General features: G+C 64.4%; 13 protein-coding genes. 5 read left to right on the top strand and 8 right to left on the bottom strand.

Annotated elements, in window-relative coordinates:
• Window positions 1–78 precede the first annotated feature (78 nt).
• The 4 genes from gltJ to OV287_RS36050 all read left to right on the top strand — a co-directional run bounded on the left by gltJ (window position 79) and on the right by OV287_RS36050 (window position 5237).
• Window positions 79–2148 (top strand): adventurous gliding motility protein GltJ, encoded by a 2070-nt coding sequence (gene gltJ / locus OV287_RS36065; RefSeq protein ID WP_267538575.1) that lies wholly within the window; start codon window positions 79–81, stop codon window positions 2146–2148.
• Window positions 2149–2371: 223 nt separating this feature from the next.
• Window positions 2372–3301 carry a hypothetical protein gene (locus OV287_RS36060; RefSeq protein ID WP_267538574.1) on the top strand — a complete coding sequence of 310 codons (930 nt, stop codon included), beginning with the start codon at window positions 2372–2374 and terminating at the stop codon, window positions 3299–3301.
• Between the two features lie 420 nt (window positions 3302–3721).
• Entirely contained in the window at window positions 3722–4027 is a 306-nt protein-coding gene (locus tag OV287_RS36055) for a toxin-antitoxin system YwqK family antitoxin (RefSeq protein WP_267538573.1), read from the top strand.
• A gap of 169 nt (window positions 4028–4196) precedes the next feature.
• Complete coding sequence (locus tag OV287_RS36050) at window positions 4197–5237, top strand: TIGR04552 family protein (RefSeq protein ID WP_373371926.1); 1041 nt, start codon at window positions 4197–4199, stop codon at window positions 5235–5237.
• 83 nt (window positions 5238–5320) lie between these two features.
• Here OV287_RS36050 and OV287_RS36045 read toward each other — a convergent pair whose 3' ends face one another.
• Both OV287_RS36045 and ffh read right to left on the bottom strand, forming a co-directional pair.
• Complete coding sequence (locus OV287_RS36045) at window positions 5321–7294, bottom strand: Ig-like domain-containing protein (RefSeq protein ID WP_267538571.1); 1974 nt, start codon at window positions 7292–7294, stop codon at window positions 5321–5323.
• Window positions 7295–7554: 260 nt separating this feature from the next.
• Entirely contained in the window at window positions 7555–9201 is a 1647-nt protein-coding gene (gene ffh / locus OV287_RS36040) for a signal recognition particle protein (RefSeq protein WP_267538570.1), read from the bottom strand.
• A gap of 448 nt (window positions 9202–9649) precedes the next feature.
• On the opposite strand from ffh, the gene hppD reads away from it, so the two are divergent.
• Window positions 9650–10756, top strand: coding sequence for a 4-hydroxyphenylpyruvate dioxygenase (gene hppD / locus OV287_RS36035; protein ID WP_267538569.1), 1107 nt, complete (start codon window positions 9650–9652; stop codon window positions 10754–10756).
• A gap of 52 nt (window positions 10757–10808) precedes the next feature.
• On the opposite strand, the gene OV287_RS36030 is transcribed toward hppD, so the two are convergent.
• The 6 genes from OV287_RS36030 to OV287_RS36005 all read right to left on the bottom strand — a co-directional run bounded on the left by OV287_RS36030 (window position 10809) and on the right by OV287_RS36005 (window position 16468).
• Entirely contained in the window at window positions 10809–11027 is a 219-nt protein-coding gene (locus OV287_RS36030; RefSeq protein ID WP_267538568.1) for an MbtH family protein, read from the bottom strand.
• 37 nt (window positions 11028–11064) lie between these two features.
• Complete coding sequence (locus OV287_RS36025; protein WP_267538567.1) at window positions 11065–12654, bottom strand: MBL fold metallo-hydrolase; 1590 nt, start codon at window positions 12652–12654, stop codon at window positions 11065–11067.
• A gap of 108 nt (window positions 12655–12762) precedes the next feature.
• Window positions 12763–13311 carry a hypothetical protein gene (locus OV287_RS36020; RefSeq protein ID WP_267538566.1) on the bottom strand — a complete coding sequence of 183 codons (549 nt, stop codon included), beginning with the start codon at window positions 13309–13311 and terminating at the stop codon, window positions 12763–12765.
• Entirely contained in the window at window positions 13308–14309 is a 1002-nt protein-coding gene (locus tag OV287_RS36015) for a M28 family peptidase (protein WP_267538565.1), read from the bottom strand. Before OV287_RS36015 ends, OV287_RS36020 begins: the two co-directional genes overlap by 4 nt.
• A complete protein-coding gene (locus OV287_RS36010) occupies window positions 14306–14866 on the bottom strand; it encodes a hypothetical protein (RefSeq protein ID WP_267538564.1) in 561 nt (186 codons plus the stop codon). Before OV287_RS36010 ends, OV287_RS36015 begins: the two co-directional genes overlap by 4 nt.
• 3 nt (window positions 14867–14869) lie before the next feature.
• Window positions 14870–16468 (bottom strand): MBL fold metallo-hydrolase, encoded by a 1599-nt coding sequence (locus OV287_RS36005; protein ID WP_267538563.1) that lies wholly within the window; start codon window positions 16466–16468, stop codon window positions 14870–14872.
• Window positions 16469–16535: the final 67 nt, after the last annotated feature.

Below are 16535 nucleotides of genomic sequence, written 5' to 3'. Positions count from 1 at the left end.
CATCCTTGACCCCCCCGGGTGCCACCTCTACGATTCCGGCGGATTTTCTGCCGTCATTTCTGAGAGTTGCGGGGAACGATGCGTTTCGTCTGCGATAGCTGCCGCGCGCAGTACATGATTAGCGACGACAAGGTTGGCGCGAAGGGCGTCAAGGTCCGTTGCAAGAAGTGCGGCTACAACATCGTGGTCCGCCCAGCCGGCGCTGAGCCGGCCAAAGAGGAGGGGACGAGTGGTGAGGCCGCTGGCGGTGCGGCCGCGTCCAAGGATCAATCGACCAACGAGGGCTTCGGGTTGCCCCCGACGCTGGGCACGCCTCCCGAGGGCGGCATCTTCAGCGGTGTCGAGGATGATGAGCTCGGCGCCGTGTTCGATCAGGTGCTCAACTCCGGGTCGCACAGGATTCCGGCGGGCGAGGCTGCCGGTCCGGCGCAGCTGGATTCGTCGGCCCTGTCGGATGCTGGCGAGACGGTGCGCAAGCTCGCGGAGGCGGAGTCGAGCGCCAGGTCCGCGGCCTCGCACGAGTGGTTCGTCGCCATCGACGAGAAGCAGGTGGGTCCGCTGTCGATGGAGAAGGTGAAGGACCACTGGGATAAGGGCGAGGTCGGTCCTGACAGCCTGTGCTGGCGCGCGGGCTTCAGCGACTGGATTCCGCTGTCCGAGGCTACGGAGCTGGCGTCGGTGCTGGCGCCGCGCCCGACGAAGCCGGTCATCGTGGAGCCCGCGCCAGTGGCGTCGTCCGCGCCGGTGGCTTCTGGGCCCGTCGAGTCCGCTTTCAGCGCAGGCGGTGGCCTGTCGAAGTCGGCGAAGTCCGACACGCCGGCCCCTGTGGCTCCGTCCGCGCAGGAGACGGGCTGGAAGCCCTCGGCTGCGAGCGTGCTCGCCTCGCTGGTGAAGGAGGAGAACGAGGCGCTGTCGAAGCCTGCCGCCAAGGCCTCGCCGGTGGAGGAGAAGAAGGCGAAGCCCGCGGCTTCGGGGCTGCTGGATGTGCCTCCGCCGGAGGCCGCTCCCGTGGCGGCGCCGAGCCCCTTGATGGCCGAGCCTTCTGCGCCCGCGCCGTACCTACAGCCCGCTCCGGCGCCGGCCTATGCGCAGCCGCCCCCGCAGGCGTACGCACAGCCGATGGCGCAGCCGTATGCGCCTCCGGCCCAACCGTACGCGCAGCCTGCGGCATACCCTGGCTATCCGCCGCAGGCCATGCCTCCGCAGAAGCAGGGCGGGAAGATGGGGATGATCATCGGCGCGGCGGTCGGTGCGGTGTTGCTCGTCGGAGGGGGCGTCTTCTTTGCGACCCGCTCCTCCGAGCAGCCGGCCCCTGTGACACCGCCCGCGGCGACGCAGCAGGTGGCTCAGGCGCCGGCGACGGCTCCGTCGAAGCCGGCGGAGCTGCCGCCCATGCCGCCTCCTCCGGCGACGGCTCAGAACACCGCCACGCCCGCGGCGGGCACGACCCAGCAGCCGGCCACGGCGCCAGCGACTGCTCCCACGACTGCTCCGGCGGTCGCGGCCGCGGGGACCCCTGGAACCGCGCCGGCGACCAACCCGGCGACGCCTCCGCCCACCGACCCGGTGAAGCCCGCCGAGCCGCCGAAGACGGAGCCGCAGCAGGTGGCTCGCGCCGAGGTGCCGACCAAGAAGCCCTCCACTACGACGAGCCGTCCTACGTCGGCCCGCAACACGAGCAACGACGAGGAAGAGCCGGTCGTGCGCAGCAAGCCGCAGCCTGCCGCCAAGGGCGGTGGGAACGCGGATGACGAGTTCGATGAACTCTTCGGCACGAAGAAGCCCAGCTCCAAGCCCGACACGGTGTCGGCGAACGGCCGTACGGCCTACATTCCGCCGGAGCCTGGCGGAGGTGGTGCGGCGCAGGATCGGCTCGGGCAGTCGGACATCATGCAGGTGGTGCTGGCCAACAAGCCGGCCATCGTCAAGTGCGTGAGCGAGCAGAAGAAGAAGGATCCAGGTCTGAGCGGCAAGCTGGTGATGCGCTGGACGATCCAGACCAACGGCAAGACGAAGAACGTGTCCTGCCAGACGTCTGAGTTCCGCACGACCTACATGGCGACCTGCATCTCCGGGCTCATCAAGAGCTGGAGCTTCCCGAAGCACAAGGTACAGGGGGAGCCCATCGACTTTCCGTTCACGTTCTAATAATCCGGAAGGCGGACAGTCACATTGGTGTCACTTGTCTCGTACGACTGTCCGCTTGAATGGGTGTTGAATTGCCTCGTGGAGGATGCGTCGAAGGGCGTGTCGACATTCGTTGACACGTCTGGAGCGCCGGGACTAAAGCCGCGCGCTGCAGGACGGAGGGGGGCCTGAGTGGCCGGCGGCCCGCCTCGTGCGATGTATCCATTCAGGAGGAAGTCGAGACATGCAGCTTCGCAAGATGACGTTGATGCTCGCCGCGCTGGGGACGATGAGCCTGGTGCTGACGGGTTGCCCTGACGGTGGCCGTGATAGCCTGACCTGTACGGCGGACACGGACTGCCTTGACGCCGAGATCTGTCATCCGGACGCCAAGGTGTGCGTGCAGACTTGTCCTGGTGGTACTAGCGCGGAGTGTCCCGATTCGGCGAAGATCTGCGAGACGATCAGCGCCACGAACACCACGAATATCTGCAAGTGCAGCACGAGTGCGCTTTGCGCCCAGGATGACCGCGTGACGGGCGTGGAGCTGGTGTGCGACACGACCGGCAGCGAGGTGTGCGTGCCCAAGTGCTCTGCGGACACGGACTGCGCCACGGGCCAGACCTGTGACACGGCTTCGGGCATCTGCAAGGCGGGCTCGACGCCTGGCCAGAGCTGCACGGGTGAGGGTCAGAGCACCTGTTCCTACGGCCAGTTCTGCAGCAGCAGCAAGTGCACGGCGGTGCCTGCGCCGACCTGTGCGAACTTCGATCCTGCTCAGGGTGGCCGCGCGCCGACGTTCAATGCGGCGACTTCCACTGGTCCGATTATCTACGATGTGACTCAGGTCTCCTTCGCTCAGGACTCGTTCTGTGGTGATGGAACTACGGGTTCGACTGGCATGACCGCCAAGGCTCGGGTGAAGGCCTATATCAAGACGGGTACTTTCCCGGGAGAGAAGAGCGGGCTGCCTGGCCTGTTCTACGTGCGTGTCAACGGTTCTCAGGTGGATGGCACCACGCTGATCCGCCCGTCCGAGTACACCACTGCGGATGCTGGTAAGCGGGCGGAATTCACCATGAACTTCTGCCCTGGTTCGACTGCTACGACGCTGTCCATCGGTCTTTACTTCACCGGTGGTAACGAGACCTGCAAGCAGCTCAACCGGCCGTAGAAGAGTCAAGACGCATACGTCTCTTACAAGGGCCCCATTCCGACATTCGGGATGGGGCTGTTGTTCGTTTGGTGTTACAGCATCTGCAACAGGTCTCAAGCGGTGGGCTTGGCGAATGTCACTAAAGCCCATTGAATTTGTCGGCGCTGTGGGCGTTTTTGATGATGACCGGCAGCAGTGCTGGTTTGGACCACATGAAAGGAATGCTGTATGTCCCTCAAGACTGCGTTTCGCTCCCTCGCCGTTTTTGCCATGACTACTGCTCCAGTGGCTTGGGCGGAGAGCGCATCCAGCACCAATTCTGCTCAGGAGGTACGTCTCGCCTGTCCTGCCGGAACTGTGCAGAAGGGGCGAAAGGTTTCCAAGGTTGACGGTATCTTCTGCGTAAAGGTCGCCTCTAGAAAGGAGGGGGAGGCTCAGTTGCATGGCCCTTATATGGACTTCCACTCCAATGGTCAGAAGCAGTCGGAGGGGCAGTATTCGGATGGAGCCCGCTCTGGTCTCTGGACTTTCTGGGACGCCAACGGGGTGAAGACAGGTGAGACGGAGTTCCAGGGGGGCAACTACCATGGCAAGCGCGTGGAGTACTTCCCCAACGGAAAGCAGCGGCTGGTCGAGCAGTTCGCGAACGGCAAGCGCAACGGTCTTGTCCAGGAGTTCTCCGAGGACGGCAAACTGGTCCGCCAGGCCCAGTATCGCGATGATCAGCAGGTAGCTGCGAAGTAGCGGAACTGCCTCGCGGTGACTCTTGAAGGCCCTCTCCATGCAGGCGAGGGCCTTTCTGCATTTTCGGAAGGCCTTCCCTCTATGGACGGGCTCGGCTAGAAGCCCAGTCGTGAAGTCTGCGCCCACTATCCCACAGTTGCCCGATATCCCCGTTTGTACCGTGGCGGACATGGGCCTCCGCGAGCTCGAGCGCGTCCGGCTCATCCTCCGAGGGGGCTCGGTCATCGACTGGCGGCGAATGCATTTCCAGACCCGGGACGAGGTCGACCGTTTCCTCCGGCTTTGCCAGATCGACACATCCCGTCCTGAGGACGAGGGCTGGGCCCGGACGGTCCTTGCCGATGCCGTCGAGTATCTTCGGAAGACCTTCGACTACCGGGTCGCGGACTCGGTCGCGGACCCGGAAGAGATTCACGATCTATTCCTCTATGCCTCCGGTGTGAAGGGCCTCCCGAGGCACCGCCGCATCGCCTGCATCGTGCTCAAGGTAATGCACGTCCTCCAGCACATCGAGGGCCGAGACCTGATGCATCGCTTGGCGGTCTCCGAGGCGGAACTGTCCGAGTTGGTGACTGACAAAGTGTTGGGTGTAGCGCAGTTGCTTCGGGACAAGGGGCTGCCCGTTGCTGAGTTCGCGCATTCCATCAAATCCCGCGAGTCCCTCATTACGAAGTTGCTGGCCAAGAAGGAAACGGTCGCGGCCCAGATCTATGACCGGACTCGCTTTCGCATCATCACCCAGAAGCAGGGGGATATCGTTCCAGTTCTTTATTTCCTGACGCAGCACCTCTTCCCCTTCAACTTCGTCGTCCCCGGTCAGACCGAGAACACGCTCGTCTCATTCAAGTCGGTGCTCGAAGAGAACCCCCACCTCAAGCAGTTCGCCCAGCAACTCCACTTGGACCTCGACTATGAGGACCGAGAGGATCGCACTCGCAACCTGTACTCTGGGAGTACATACCGGGCGTTGAACTTCGTCGTGGATGTGCCTGTGCGGATGGATGCGTACCTGCCGCCACCGACAGAAGACACGCGTGAGCGCAAGAACCGGACGGTCTTCACTCTTGTTGAGTTCCAGATTATGGACGAGGAGACCGCCCGATTGAATGAGGAAGGGGAGAACGCTCACAAACTCTACAAGCGACGGCAAAAACGGCGTGTCTTGCGCCGCTTGTCTCGTGGGCTTGTCGTTCCAAAGCGGCAAGGCTGAATCTTAACCCTGCCGCTCTGTGCGAATCCCAAAACCGTTACCATGAGAGCTGTGGTCTTGGGGGTGTTCAGGAACAGAGCGTCCTATTCGTTGTAGTGCTTTACGTAGGCATATTCCCCGGTGCCGCTCCCACCTGCGTTGCGGCCTTCATGCCAAACGATTACAGGTCTCCCGATTGAGTCAAGTGCAAGCGCTGGTTGTGCGCTGCTTACCTGATTCTGGTTCATGCCATCCTCTTTGTTTATACTATTCCAAGATTTGTTATCCCAATAGCTGGCAAACAGATGCACGTACCCTGTCTCGGCAATTCCATCAAACTCAGTCCAAGTAACGAAAAGCTTGCCAGCGGGGGTTGATTGGATTCGTGCTTGCCCTGTTGGTGTGCTGTAACCGTCATATGCGCTCAGGGGGCTTCCATTCCGTTCCCATGCCTGTGGACCAGTAGAACGAAAGACTTGGATGTCCTTGGGTCCGTCAATGTAGGACTCTTCCGTCCAAGCCAGATACAGATTGTTCTGGGCGTCAATGGTCAACGAGCAGTCGCGAGCCCATGTGTCTCCTCCTGGGGATGCGCTGAGTCCGCCAGAGACGACGGGGGGGTTGCTGGGGTCTCCTTGGGCGGGTGGAACAGCATAGACCCAAGATCCGTCTTGCTGCAAGCGCATGACATAGATGTTCGTAGGATAGTGTTCCTCCAGAGTCTGCTCTTGGAAGGCCACGATGGGTTGGCTATTGCTATCCAACACAAGGGATGGCTTGGTAGCGCTGGTAAATCCGCCCACAGCATGGACCCGGCCTCCAGAAGCCCCTGCGCTAGTGAATGCTCCTCCATTGACTGACTTCCAGACATAAATAGCCGAGAACCCCTCCACGTTCATCTCATCCCAGGCAACGTAGAGGTTATTCCCGCGCACTGCGAGCGAGGGGTTTCGTGCCGGTGTCGCAACTGGGCTGGAACCCGTGTCATTCACGGCGGAGATGGCTCCCGCCCCCACGGATTGCCAAGTAGTTCCAGTCCAGCGCCTGATGTAGATGTTCTCGTTGAACCCATCCGACTCTTGCCATGCAACGATAGGGTTCCCGCTGCTATCGAGCACGAGGGCCGGCTTATAGGCGGAGCCGTTCGATGTGCCGTTCAGGGCGCTACCTACCGGTGTAAAAGCGTTTCCATCCCAGTGATAGACATAGATGGATGCCCTGCCTCCAGCCGTGAGTTCTTCGCTCCAGGCAACCACCGGGTTGTCCTGGCCATCGAGGGCTATGGCGGTGTCTTTCAGTAGCGTATTGCCACCCACTGCATTCAGTGGTCCGCCAAAGGAATGCCAATGTGGAAGCTCAAAACTCCACGGCGTCGTCGGAACGACGAGCGCGTTGCCGGCCGAATCGGTGATGCCACTGCTCAGGCCAATCGAAAAGGTGGCGGGCAGGGGCGGCTTTGCCTTGGGGGCGATCGTTAGCGTTCTGCCGTCGCTCGAAAGCGAGAAAGTCTTCTCCGCCAGGACCCCAGCCACAGCGAAGCTCACGGTGGTGTCGCTGATCGTCGCCGCCTTCACGGGCTTCGAAAAGACCACTTGGATGGGCGTGCTGTAGGCCACATTGGTCGAGCCTGGTGCCGGCGAACGCGAGGCGACCTGCAGGTTGGTGCGGTCGACGATGACGGTCACGGGTGTGCTGGTGAACGTCCGGCCCGACTTGGTGGCGCGTGCAGTCAGCGTGTAGCTGCCCTCAGGTGTGGCTGCCGTATTCCAGTTGTACGTATAGGGTGAGGAAAGCGTCGCGAGCTCCTCCGTATTCTTGAAGAGCTGCACCAACTCAGGCGCCCCTCCTCGCACGTCGACGGAGATGGCAACAGACCCGCTGGTGTAGAACGTGCCCGTAGGGGCGGTAATCGTGACAGACAAGTCTGTGACCGGCGTTCCTGAATCAGGCGTATCCACCGCTCCAGCGTCTGGCTGTGTCGGCGTAACAGGCGGGCTGGTGTCGATCTCCGGTAGCTGGAGGCAGGCGGAAACCAATCCGGCGAGGACCAGGGGGATGTAGCGTTTGATCGTGGGCATGCTTCTCCACAGTGCAGGGTCCATTCCAGGACCCTGTGGCTGAGTCCCAGGGTCTTACTCTCGTAAGTCCCCGAAACAACTCGCGGAGAATGCCTCAGTCCTGCCTGGGCCGTGAATCACGCCGGAAACCGCGTCTCACTCCCAGGACGCACCGTCCACCACGCCGGACTCGGTCCCTCGAAACACCCGCGCCGCTCCAGAAAGCCCTCCTTGGGGCTTCCCGAGCGGCGCGTGGGTGACTCCGAGAACCGAAACTGCGGCTACTTCTTCTTCCGGTTCTTCTTCTTGTTTTCCTTCTCGCGCTTCCGGCGCTCCTTGATGGCGTCCTTGTTCTCGGGCTTGCCGCCCGTGGCCGAGGGCGGGGCGTAGCCCATCATCCGCGCCTTCGCCATGGCCGCCTGGCCCATCGGCGCCGTGTAGCCCGGGGCGATCTGCGGCATCTGCATCGGCATGCCGCCCATTCCCATCCCCGCCATGGCCTTCTCCATCATCTTCGGGTCCTTCCCGAAGATGCTCGACAGGTCCATGTTCTTCATCTGCGCCAGCTGACCCATCTGCTTGAACCCCGGGATTCGTCCCAGCAGGCCCGGGTTCTGACCGATCGTCCCCATCACCTGCTGCATCATCCCGAACTTCTGCAGTAGCTCGCGCACCTCTTCCGGCTTGCGGCCACTTCCCTTCGCGATGCGCTTCACCCGGCTGTCGTTGATCAGGTTCGGACGCAGCCGCTCCTGCTGCGTCATCGAGTCGTACATCGCCTCGATCTTCGTCAGCTCCTTCTCGTCCGGATTGAGCTGCTCGGTCATCTCTCCGAACAGCGGGAACTTCTCCAGCAGATCCTTCAGCGGCCCCATCCGCCGCACCATCCGGATCTGCTCGACGAAGTCCTTCATCGTGAAGTTGCCCGACAGCAACTTCTGCGCGTCCTCGGCCGCCTTCTTCTCGTCGACGACGCCCTCGAAGTCCTTCATCAGGCCGACGATGTCGCCGAAGCCAAGAATCCGGCTCGCCAAGCCGTCCGGGCGGAACTCCTCGAGCTTGTCCATCGACTCGCCCATGCCCAGGAACTTGATGGGCTTGCCCGTCACCTCCTTGATGGACAGCGCCGCGCCACCGCGCGCATCACCGTCCAGCTTGGTGAGGATGAAGCCGTCCAGGCTCAGGCGACGGTCGAACTCGGCCGCCGTCCGCACCGCGTCCTGGCCAATCATCGCGTCGCACACCAGCAGGATGTTGTCCGGCCGAACGTTCGCCTTGATGGCCTCCAGCTCGGTCATCAACGCCTCGTCGATGGCCAGCCGGCCCGCCGTGTCGATGAGCACCACGTCGCACTTCTGCTCGCGCGCCGCGGCGTACCCTCGCTTCGCCAGCTCCGGCGGCGGCACGTTGGGCTCAAAGTACACCGGTACCTTCAGCCGCTCGCCCAGCACCTTGAGCTGATCCACGGCCGCCGGACGGTAGATGTCCGCCGCCACCAGCAGGGGCTTGCGGCCGTCCTTGAGGAGCTTGCTGGCGAGCTTGCCCGTGGTCGTCGTCTTACCCGACCCCTGCAGTCCCACCATCATGATGCCGCTGACCTGATCCTTCGGCTTGAGCTGGATGCTCGTGTCCACCGGGCCCATCAGGGCCTCGAGCTCGTCATGGCAGATCTTGACGAAGTGGTCGCCCGCCGTGACGCGGTGCTTCTGGCCGGCCTTGTCGGTCACGGTCGTCTGCACCACCTCCCCAACGGCCTTCTCGCGCACCCGCGCGACGAACTTCTTCACCACATCGAAGGCCACGTCGGCTTCGAGCAGGGAGACGCGGATGTCGCGAAGCGACTCGTCCACCATCTCCGGGGTGATCTCTTTCTTGCCCGCAAGGCGGTTCTTGGCGGCTCGGAAGCCCTTGGCGACGGTCTCAAGCATGGCGGTCGCTATATAACAGCGCTCGCCTGGGCGGGATGCCCAAGTGCGTCGGGCCGTCCATCTGTTGAGAGACGGCGTCGGCTGACTCTCGGGCTGCCTGGTTACTCTCCGAGGCGCTCCAGGCGTCGTGAGCTGCGAAGCAGGTGAAAAGCGCTCGGCTTGCTCAGGACCTCAAGGGTCTCGGTTGCGCCTGAGCCCTGCGCGCAAGGCTCCTTCGCTCCCCGGATGGACTGGGATGGGGACGGGTGGAGATGGGGCCCTCGTCTCCGCCCATGACCTGGAGCCGGACGTCCTACCTTTGGGGAGATCAGCTCCTCCCTGATTTACAGTACTTGAGGGGATTCCCTTTTGTCGCTGGGTGTGGAAAAATGCAGTCTGCTTACGCTCGCAGTGTGACCGCCAGGTAGGCTGGTCTGTCACTCGGCCGCATTGAGGAAGAGAGCCGCACGTGGACTTCGTTGGGATCGACCACCTCGAGATGTATGTGGGCAACGTGGAAGAGGCGGCGAAGCCGTTCTGCTCCGGTCTTGGCTTCCGGGTAACGGGCCGGGCGGGTCCTGAGACGGGCCAGCAGGGCAGCCGCAGCCTCCTGCTCCAGCAGGGCCACATCCGGCTGGTACTCACCCAGGCCCTGGCGACTCAGCACGAGGCCGCCGACTACGTCGCGCTTCACGGAGACGGAATCAAGGACGTGGCGCTGCGCGTCACGGATGCGACGGCAGCCTTCCACGACGCGCTGCGGCGCGGTGGGCAGCCCGTGCGTGAGCCCCGCGTGTACGAGGGCTCCCATGGCCAGCTCATCCATGCCACTGTGGCCTCTCCGGTGGGCGACGTCGTCCACTCCTTCATCCAGCGCGAGGCCCCCGAGTCCGACTTCTGGCCCGGCCGCTTCCAGCCCGTGGTGTCCGCCGCTCCGGAGAACGAGCTCATGGTGACGCTGGACCACGTGGCCCTGTGCCTCATGCCGGGCACGCTCCAGGCCACCGTGGACGCCTACACCCGGCTGCTGGGGCTGCACCAGTGCCACGAGGAGAACGTGGAGACGCAGTACGGCGGCATGAACTCCAAGGTGGTGCAGGACGCCACTGGCCGCGTGTGCTTCCCCATGATGGTGCCCATGCCCGGCAAGCTGCCGGGGCAGATTGATCGTTTCCTGAGCAACCACCGCGGGCCGGGCGTGCAGCACCTGGCCTTCCTGTGCGACGACATCCTGGAGTCTGCGCAGGGGCTGCGCGAGCGCCAGTTCCCGCTGCTGGACAGCCCGGCCGGTTACTACGAGGCGATGACGGCGCGGGTGGGCCAGCTGGACGAAGACATCGAGGTGCTGCGCGCGGGCAACGTGCTGGTGGATCGCGAGGGCGAGGGCTACCTGCTGCAGGTGTTCACGCGCTCGGTGCACGAGCGGCGCACGCTCTTCTTCGAGATCATCCAGCGCAAGCAGGCGCGGGGCTTCGGCGCCGCCAACGTTCGCGCGCTCTACCAGTCGGTGGAGCAGGAGATGATGCGCAAGGAGAAGGAGGCCGCTCGTGCGGCGCTCCTGAAGACCGGCTCCTGAGTTCTGCTGAGGAGCCTGCCGCCCGGGCTGGACGGCAGGCTTCGGCGTCCCCTCAGTTGGGGCGCGACTGCTCTTCCATCTTCTTGCGCAGGCTCAACGGGCGCATGTCGGTCCATACCTGCTTGATGTGCTCCAGGCACTCGGCCTTGAGACCCTGCTTGCCCGCGTCCTTCCAGCCAGGCGCGTTCTCACGCTCCGCCGGCCAGATGGAGTACTGCTCCTCGTGGTTCATCACGACCTTGTAGATGGTCGTATCCTCATTGTCGCTCATGGTTGTGCGCTCCTATAGGTGAAGGGGGACGTCAGAATCAGAAGAAGAGCTCCGCCTGGACGTAAGGCAGCGAGGCAGTGATTCCCCGCTCCTGGCACCAGGCGAGCAGCTTGCGGGCCTCGACGAGCTGCGGCGAGTTCTCGTGGTAGCCCATCGCCATCACATGACCCATCCAGGGCTCGCGGCCCATGGCGTAGATGTGTACCTGCTTGGGATTGATGCGCCGGGCGATCTCGATCGCCCGCTCGGCATTGGAGCCGTTGAGGCGCCGCGATTGGTCCATCTTGCGCGGCAGCGGCGCAGGCAGCAGCGGCCCGTACATCCAGCTCAGCGGCCCACCCTCGGACTCCATCCCGAGGAACAGCACGTCGATGTCTCCCACGGCCGCGTGAACATGATCGTACATGCGCGGCTCGAGCGCGTTGGAGTCCGCGGCCATCAGCATCGAGCGACCCTTGAGCTGCACCAGGTGGGCGATCTTCGCCTGAATGTTGAGGTCGGCATGCTCGCCAATGAAGGGCACGCCGGTGATGGCTCCGTCCGGCAGCTCGATGGTGTCCAGCTCGGCCAGGGCCATCACGTTCTTGAAGCCCACCGCCTTCAGCATCAGCTTGAGCGAGGGATCCGCCAGCGCACCGCCATTGCTGGCCGGGACCACGACGGTGCCGATCCGCTGGCGCAGCTGCAGCAGCGGCTCGAACATCAGGTGATCGGCGTGCCCGTGGGTGATGAGCACGTAGTCGATCTTCTCCGGCAGATCCGCATGCGTGTAGCGGGGCAGGTCGGTCGGGAAGTCGTAGCTGACGACGGGATCCGTGAGGATGCTCACGTCACGCGTCTCGATGAGCACGCAGGCGTGGCCGAAGTAGCGCACGCGCACGCCATCACCGTCGTAGCGCGGGGCCGGGCGCGGAGCCTCTTCTGTGAAGAAGGTGGAGAAGAGCTCGGCGTCCTTGGCGCCAATGCCCAGGGCCTCGCGGATGGGCTCCACCGGGCCCGGGGTGCGCCGCATGGCGTAGAGCCTGTCGATGGCCTCGTGCCGGAACGGCAGGTGCACGTGGAGCGTGTCCTTGTCGGAGTCCAGCCGCGGCGTGCTGAAGACATACGGCCGGGCGTCCCCCTTCAGCAGACGGAAGGACAGGCTCTGCGAGGTCTCCTTGTAGTGGGGGCTGCGGTAGAGCAGCGACTCGAAGAAACGCGGCGACGCCCGGTTGTTCAGATCGTACGTCAGCTCCACGTACCCCTGCAGGATGTCCGGCACCTTCTTGTACAGCTCCTCCAGCGAAGAGCCGTTGGCCGTGGCCAGCAGCTTGTCCAGCTCCAACACCGCCTGGGCGAACTGGAGCGACGCCGCCTGATCCTTGCGCGTCCGCTCCAGCAACTCCTTCACCTCGCTCGCCCGCTCGACCCCGTAGTTGAGGTAGGGACCACCCGCCAGCGCCGGATTCTTCAGCGCCGCCACGTGGATGGCCGGGTTGGCCACGAACGACTCCATGATCTTCACGTGGTGGTTGGTCACGTAGAGCGGCGCGGTCGAGGGCGCCACGAGGTACCACCATGCGTACCACTGGTTGTACAGCGGCTCGAGGGCGACGTTCTGCTTCAGGTAGAGCGCGGGCTGAGACATGCGGTGCTCCACGGGCCTTCAGGAGCCCGGGTGAAAAAGGAGACGAGAGAAGATGATGAAAGAAGGGAGGAGCCGACGGCAAGGGATCCCTGCATTGGCTCCCGGGCACTAGAAAGTGGTGCCTGCCTCCAGCAGAGTGAGGTGCATGGACACCCCCCGGCCCGGCCATTCCGAGCCCACGCCGACCCCGAGTTCGAACAGCGAGAACTGCGTCCCGGAGTGGGTGAAGCGCAGCGGGGCGAGCTGCAGCCCCACGGTCAGGGCGGGTGCCACCACGGGCGTGGAGCGCTCGGACGTCATGAAGCGCATCCCCCCGCCCATCATTCCCGAGACCATCACCAGCGCTGCCGGAGTCCACGTCCCCTGCCGCTGGATACCCGCTCCCGCACGCAGCTCCACCGCATTCCCAAGCCCCAGCAGATAGCGCGCATCGGCCTGGAGGATGAACCGATCATTCACCGTGTCTCGCACCCCGAACCCTCCGCCGACGCCTCCCATCGTGCGGAAGTCGGAGAGGAACAGGTCCAGTCCCGAGTGAAAATAGGCGGTGATGCGGTGGGTGAGAGGCTCAGCCGAGCCCTCCTCGGCGCTGGCCAGCGAGCCGAGCAGCAGTCCGAGCATCAGCCCGAGCCTGGGCAACACGTGCTGCATCTTCATTGCGGGCCTCCAGCCCAGGTGGCCAGGCCCGCGGCCGAGATCTGTACGGCCCGGCGGAAGTAGTCGGGCGCGAGCGTCTCCACCGTGTCCGTATCCCGGTGGTAGTTCGTGTTGCGGAAGTTGGCCGTGTCGGTGAGAAAGAGGGCCTTGTGCCCCTTGTACCAGAAGGGGGCGTGATCGCTGCGCATCAGGCTCGCGCTGACAGGCACCGCGGTGGTGCCATTGCCCGGGGCGATGATGGACAACAGGCGCATCAGCTTCAGGTGATCGTTCAGCTGGTGCAGCTCCGTGGCCAGGTCGATCGAGTTGTCGTTTCCGATGATGGCCAGGAAGTCTCCCGTGGTGGGCGAGGGCAGCCCAGGCATGGACTGCTGCGAGCCGGGCTCCGTGCTGTAGTAGCCGATGCAGTCGAAGATGATGCTGGCCACCAGCTTCTCGTCACCCATCATGTCCACGTAGTGGGCGCTCCCGATGTCGCCGAGCTCCTCGAGATCGAAACCCACGAAGCGGATGGTGCGCTCGAAGCGGTACTGCGAAAGGACCCGGGCCAGCTCCAGCACTCCCGCCACGCCCGTCGAGTTGTCGTCCGCGCCCATGTAGTGGGCATCGAAGTGGGCGCCGACCAGGATGAGCTCCTCGGGATGGGTGGTGCCCGGCAGATCGGCAATCAGGTTGGTGAAGGTGTGCTCTCCGCGCTGACCGGTCTGGTCGCGCACCTGGAGCCCCGCATCCTCGAGTCGCGTTCGCATCAGCTCGCGCGCCCTGTCCCTCGTCAGGTGACAGAGGGGCGGGTACTCCTTGCGCTGGAGCTCCGAGCAAGCCAGGGGAGTCTCCTCCACGTGGTTGCCGGTCAGCGCCTGGACATGGGCCATCAGCTTCTCGGTCTCGATCTGGCCAGCCAGCGTGGCGAGCCTGGAGAGCTGCTCCTCCGAGTAGTTGGACGTGGGGGCGCATGCGCTGGCCAGCATCAGGCTGGCGGCCGCGAAGAACTTCTTCATAGCCAGCCTCCAATGCTCACCAGCCCGAGCTGCACGCGTACGCTGGAGCCCGGCGTCTTGAGCCCGGTGCCCAGGTGGAGCTGAAGCGCACTCAACTGGAAGCGGCCCACCTGGAAACGCGCGGGACTCATGGTGAAGGAGCCATAGGCCGGGCCAAGGGTCTCGTCCTCGAGAGGCTCGAGCTGGTTGTCGGGAAGCACCGGGGTGTAGAGGCGCTGGTTGAAGCCCGTCAGTCCCAGCTCGAGGCCTCCCGCGGGCTGCCAGAAGCCCAGCTTCGCGCCGAGCTGCACCCGGAGAAAGCCCTCCAGGGGAAGCTGCTGCTGCGCCGAGGGCCAACCCACTCGCAGGCCACCGCCGAACTGCAGGGCGCTCAGGGGGCCCTCCTCGGCCACCGTCCTCAGGCCGGCCACCTCCACCAGCATGAAGTTCGGCGAGGGGCGGAACGTCCCCATCTGGAACATGGTGGACAACCCCGCCGATACCTCATGGCGGGGCGCGGCCTCGGTCGTGGTGGCCAACAACAGGGGCGCCAGCAATGACAACCTTCGTGCGTTCATGTCTCAGGACTCCAGAAGCAGATCCGTGGGGCCGCACAGCCGCTCTGCTCCGAGCCCCTTGGCGCGCAGCTCCGCGAGCAGCCGATCGGACTCCTTCATCCGCGGCGCTTCGGGCGGGCTGGGCGGACCGATGATGTTCTCCATCCACGGCTCCAGCCCCATGGCGTAGTTGTACAGCCGCGAGGCTCCCACCAACTCCAGCAGCCGCAGGCCCTCGGCCGCGTTGCTGCCTCGGCAGCGCCGGTTCTTCTCCAACTTGCGGTCGCGCTTCTTCGGGAAGAGCGCCTCCAGCGTCCAGGTGTGCGGCGCCCCCTCGATCTCCGTGTTCATGAAGACCGTCTGGATGGTGCCCAGGTTCTGGCGCATGTGGCGGTAGACGGCGTCGTCCACGCACATGGAGTCCGCGGCGAAGAGCATCTGCTGCTTTCCCGCCCGCACCACGTACGAGGACTTGGCCTGGCAGACATCCCCGTGCTCGCCGAGGAAGGGCACCGTGACGATCTCTCCGTCCGGCAGGGGGAGCGACTCGTAGGTGTCCAGCTCGAGCACGTTCTGGAAGCCCAGCGACCGGGCCAGCAGCTTGATGGAGTAGTCGCCCACCATCATTCCACCCGAGCGCGGCACCACCAGCTGGCCGATGCGGTGGCGCAGCCGCAGCAGCGTCTCGATGTGGAGGTGATCCGGATGGTTGTGAGTGATGAGGACGTAGTCGATGCGCGGCGGCAGCTCGTGGAAGGTACGGCGCGTCATGCCTCCACCGGCCGGACGCGCGCTGATCACTGGATCCACGAGCACAGTGACGCCCTTCCACTCCACCAGGGCGCATGCATGACCCAAGTAACGCACGCGCGGCTGCGCGCCCTCCCAGGGGGTGTAGGTCGCGGGCGGCTCCTCGGTCAGCAGCGGTAGCAGTTGCTCGTCGCTGGTGACGGCCGGGCCCAGCACATCGCGCAGATAGCCGAGCGGCCGGGGCGACAGGTCCGTCTCGAAGAGCCGACTGATGCGCTCCTCGGAGAAGGGCACCGCCCAGTCGAGCTGCCCGGCCTGCATCAGGTACGGCGTCGTGAAGAGGTGGGGACGGCTAGAGTCCGATTCCAGCCGGAGCAGGCGCAACGACTGCAACTCCGGCTTGTGATAGCGGCTGCGGTACAGCCCGCCCTCCATCACTCGAAGGAAAGCTCGGTTGTGGTAGTCGTACGCCAGCTCGACCAGGCCCCGCAGCGGCTCGGGGATCTTCTCGTAGAGGGGCTCCAGCGATTGGCCCTTCGCCTCCTCCATCAGCCAGCCCTGGAAGTCCTCCAGGGCTTCGGCCATCTTCACCCGGTCCGCCTGCGCCTCCTGCGTCTGCTGCAGCAGGGCCTTCACCTCGCCCGCGCGCTCTGGAGAGATGCCGACGAACGTGCCTCCACTCAGGGCCGGATCCTTCGCCGCCCGCGCATGGAAGTCGGGGTTCTGCAAGTACGCCTTGAGCAGGGGAATCTGTGACTTGTGGACGTGCAGGCTGGCAGGCGCTGGCACTGTCGTCATCCACCAGGCGGCCCAACTCTGCACGAGCGGGACGACGCAGGTGTGGTTCGCCAGGCGATAGGTCGGCTGTGACATGGGGGGTTCACGGCGTACTACGGGGGGCGGTGCATGAGAACACGTTTACGCGGAGCTCGCCAAGGTG

Origin of the sequence: Archangium lansingense (genome assembly GCF_026626635.1) — a bacterium.
GTDB lineage: Bacteria > Myxococcota > Myxococcia > Myxococcales > Myxococcaceae > Archangium > Archangium lansingense.
The sequence above is the reverse complement of the archived record's forward strand: the minus strand, read 5'-3'. Positions and strand labels throughout refer to the sequence as shown.

What these genes read in the sequence shown, in the direction of transcription:
- OV287_RS36010 (WP_267538564.1), bottom strand. Translation starts at nt 14,866, where the DNA reads ATGAACGCACGAAGGTTGTCATTGCTGGCGCCCCTGTTGTTGGCCACC.
- OV287_RS36005 (WP_267538563.1), bottom strand. Translation starts at nt 16,468, where the DNA reads ATGTCACAGCCGACCTATCGCCTGGCGAACCACACCTGCGTCGTCCCG.
- ffh (WP_267538570.1), bottom strand. Translation starts at nt 9,201, where the DNA reads ATGCTTGAGACCGTCGCCAAGGGCTTCCGAGCCGCCAAGAACCGCCTT.
- OV287_RS36015 (WP_267538565.1), bottom strand. Translation starts at nt 14,309, where the DNA reads ATGAAGAAGTTCTTCGCGGCCGCCAGCCTGATGCTGGCCAGCGCATGC.
- OV287_RS36030 (WP_267538568.1), bottom strand. Translation starts at nt 11,027, where the DNA reads ATGAGCGACAATGAGGATACGACCATCTACAAGGTCGTGATGAACCAC.
- OV287_RS36050 (WP_373371926.1), top strand. Translation starts at nt 4,197, where the DNA reads ATGGGCCTCCGCGAGCTCGAGCGCGTCCGGCTCATCCTCCGAGGGGGC.
- gltJ (WP_267538575.1), top strand. Translation starts at nt 79, where the DNA reads ATGCGTTTCGTCTGCGATAGCTGCCGCGCGCAGTACATGATTAGCGAC.
- OV287_RS36025 (WP_267538567.1), bottom strand. Translation starts at nt 12,654, where the DNA reads ATGTCTCAGCCCGCGCTCTACCTGAAGCAGAACGTCGCCCTCGAGCCG.
- OV287_RS36060 (WP_267538574.1), top strand. Translation starts at nt 2,372, where the DNA reads ATGCAGCTTCGCAAGATGACGTTGATGCTCGCCGCGCTGGGGACGATG.
- OV287_RS36045 (WP_267538571.1), bottom strand. Translation starts at nt 7,294, where the DNA reads ATGCCCACGATCAAACGCTACATCCCCCTGGTCCTCGCCGGATTGGTT.
- OV287_RS36020 (WP_267538566.1), bottom strand. Translation starts at nt 13,311, where the DNA reads ATGAAGATGCAGCACGTGTTGCCCAGGCTCGGGCTGATGCTCGGACTG.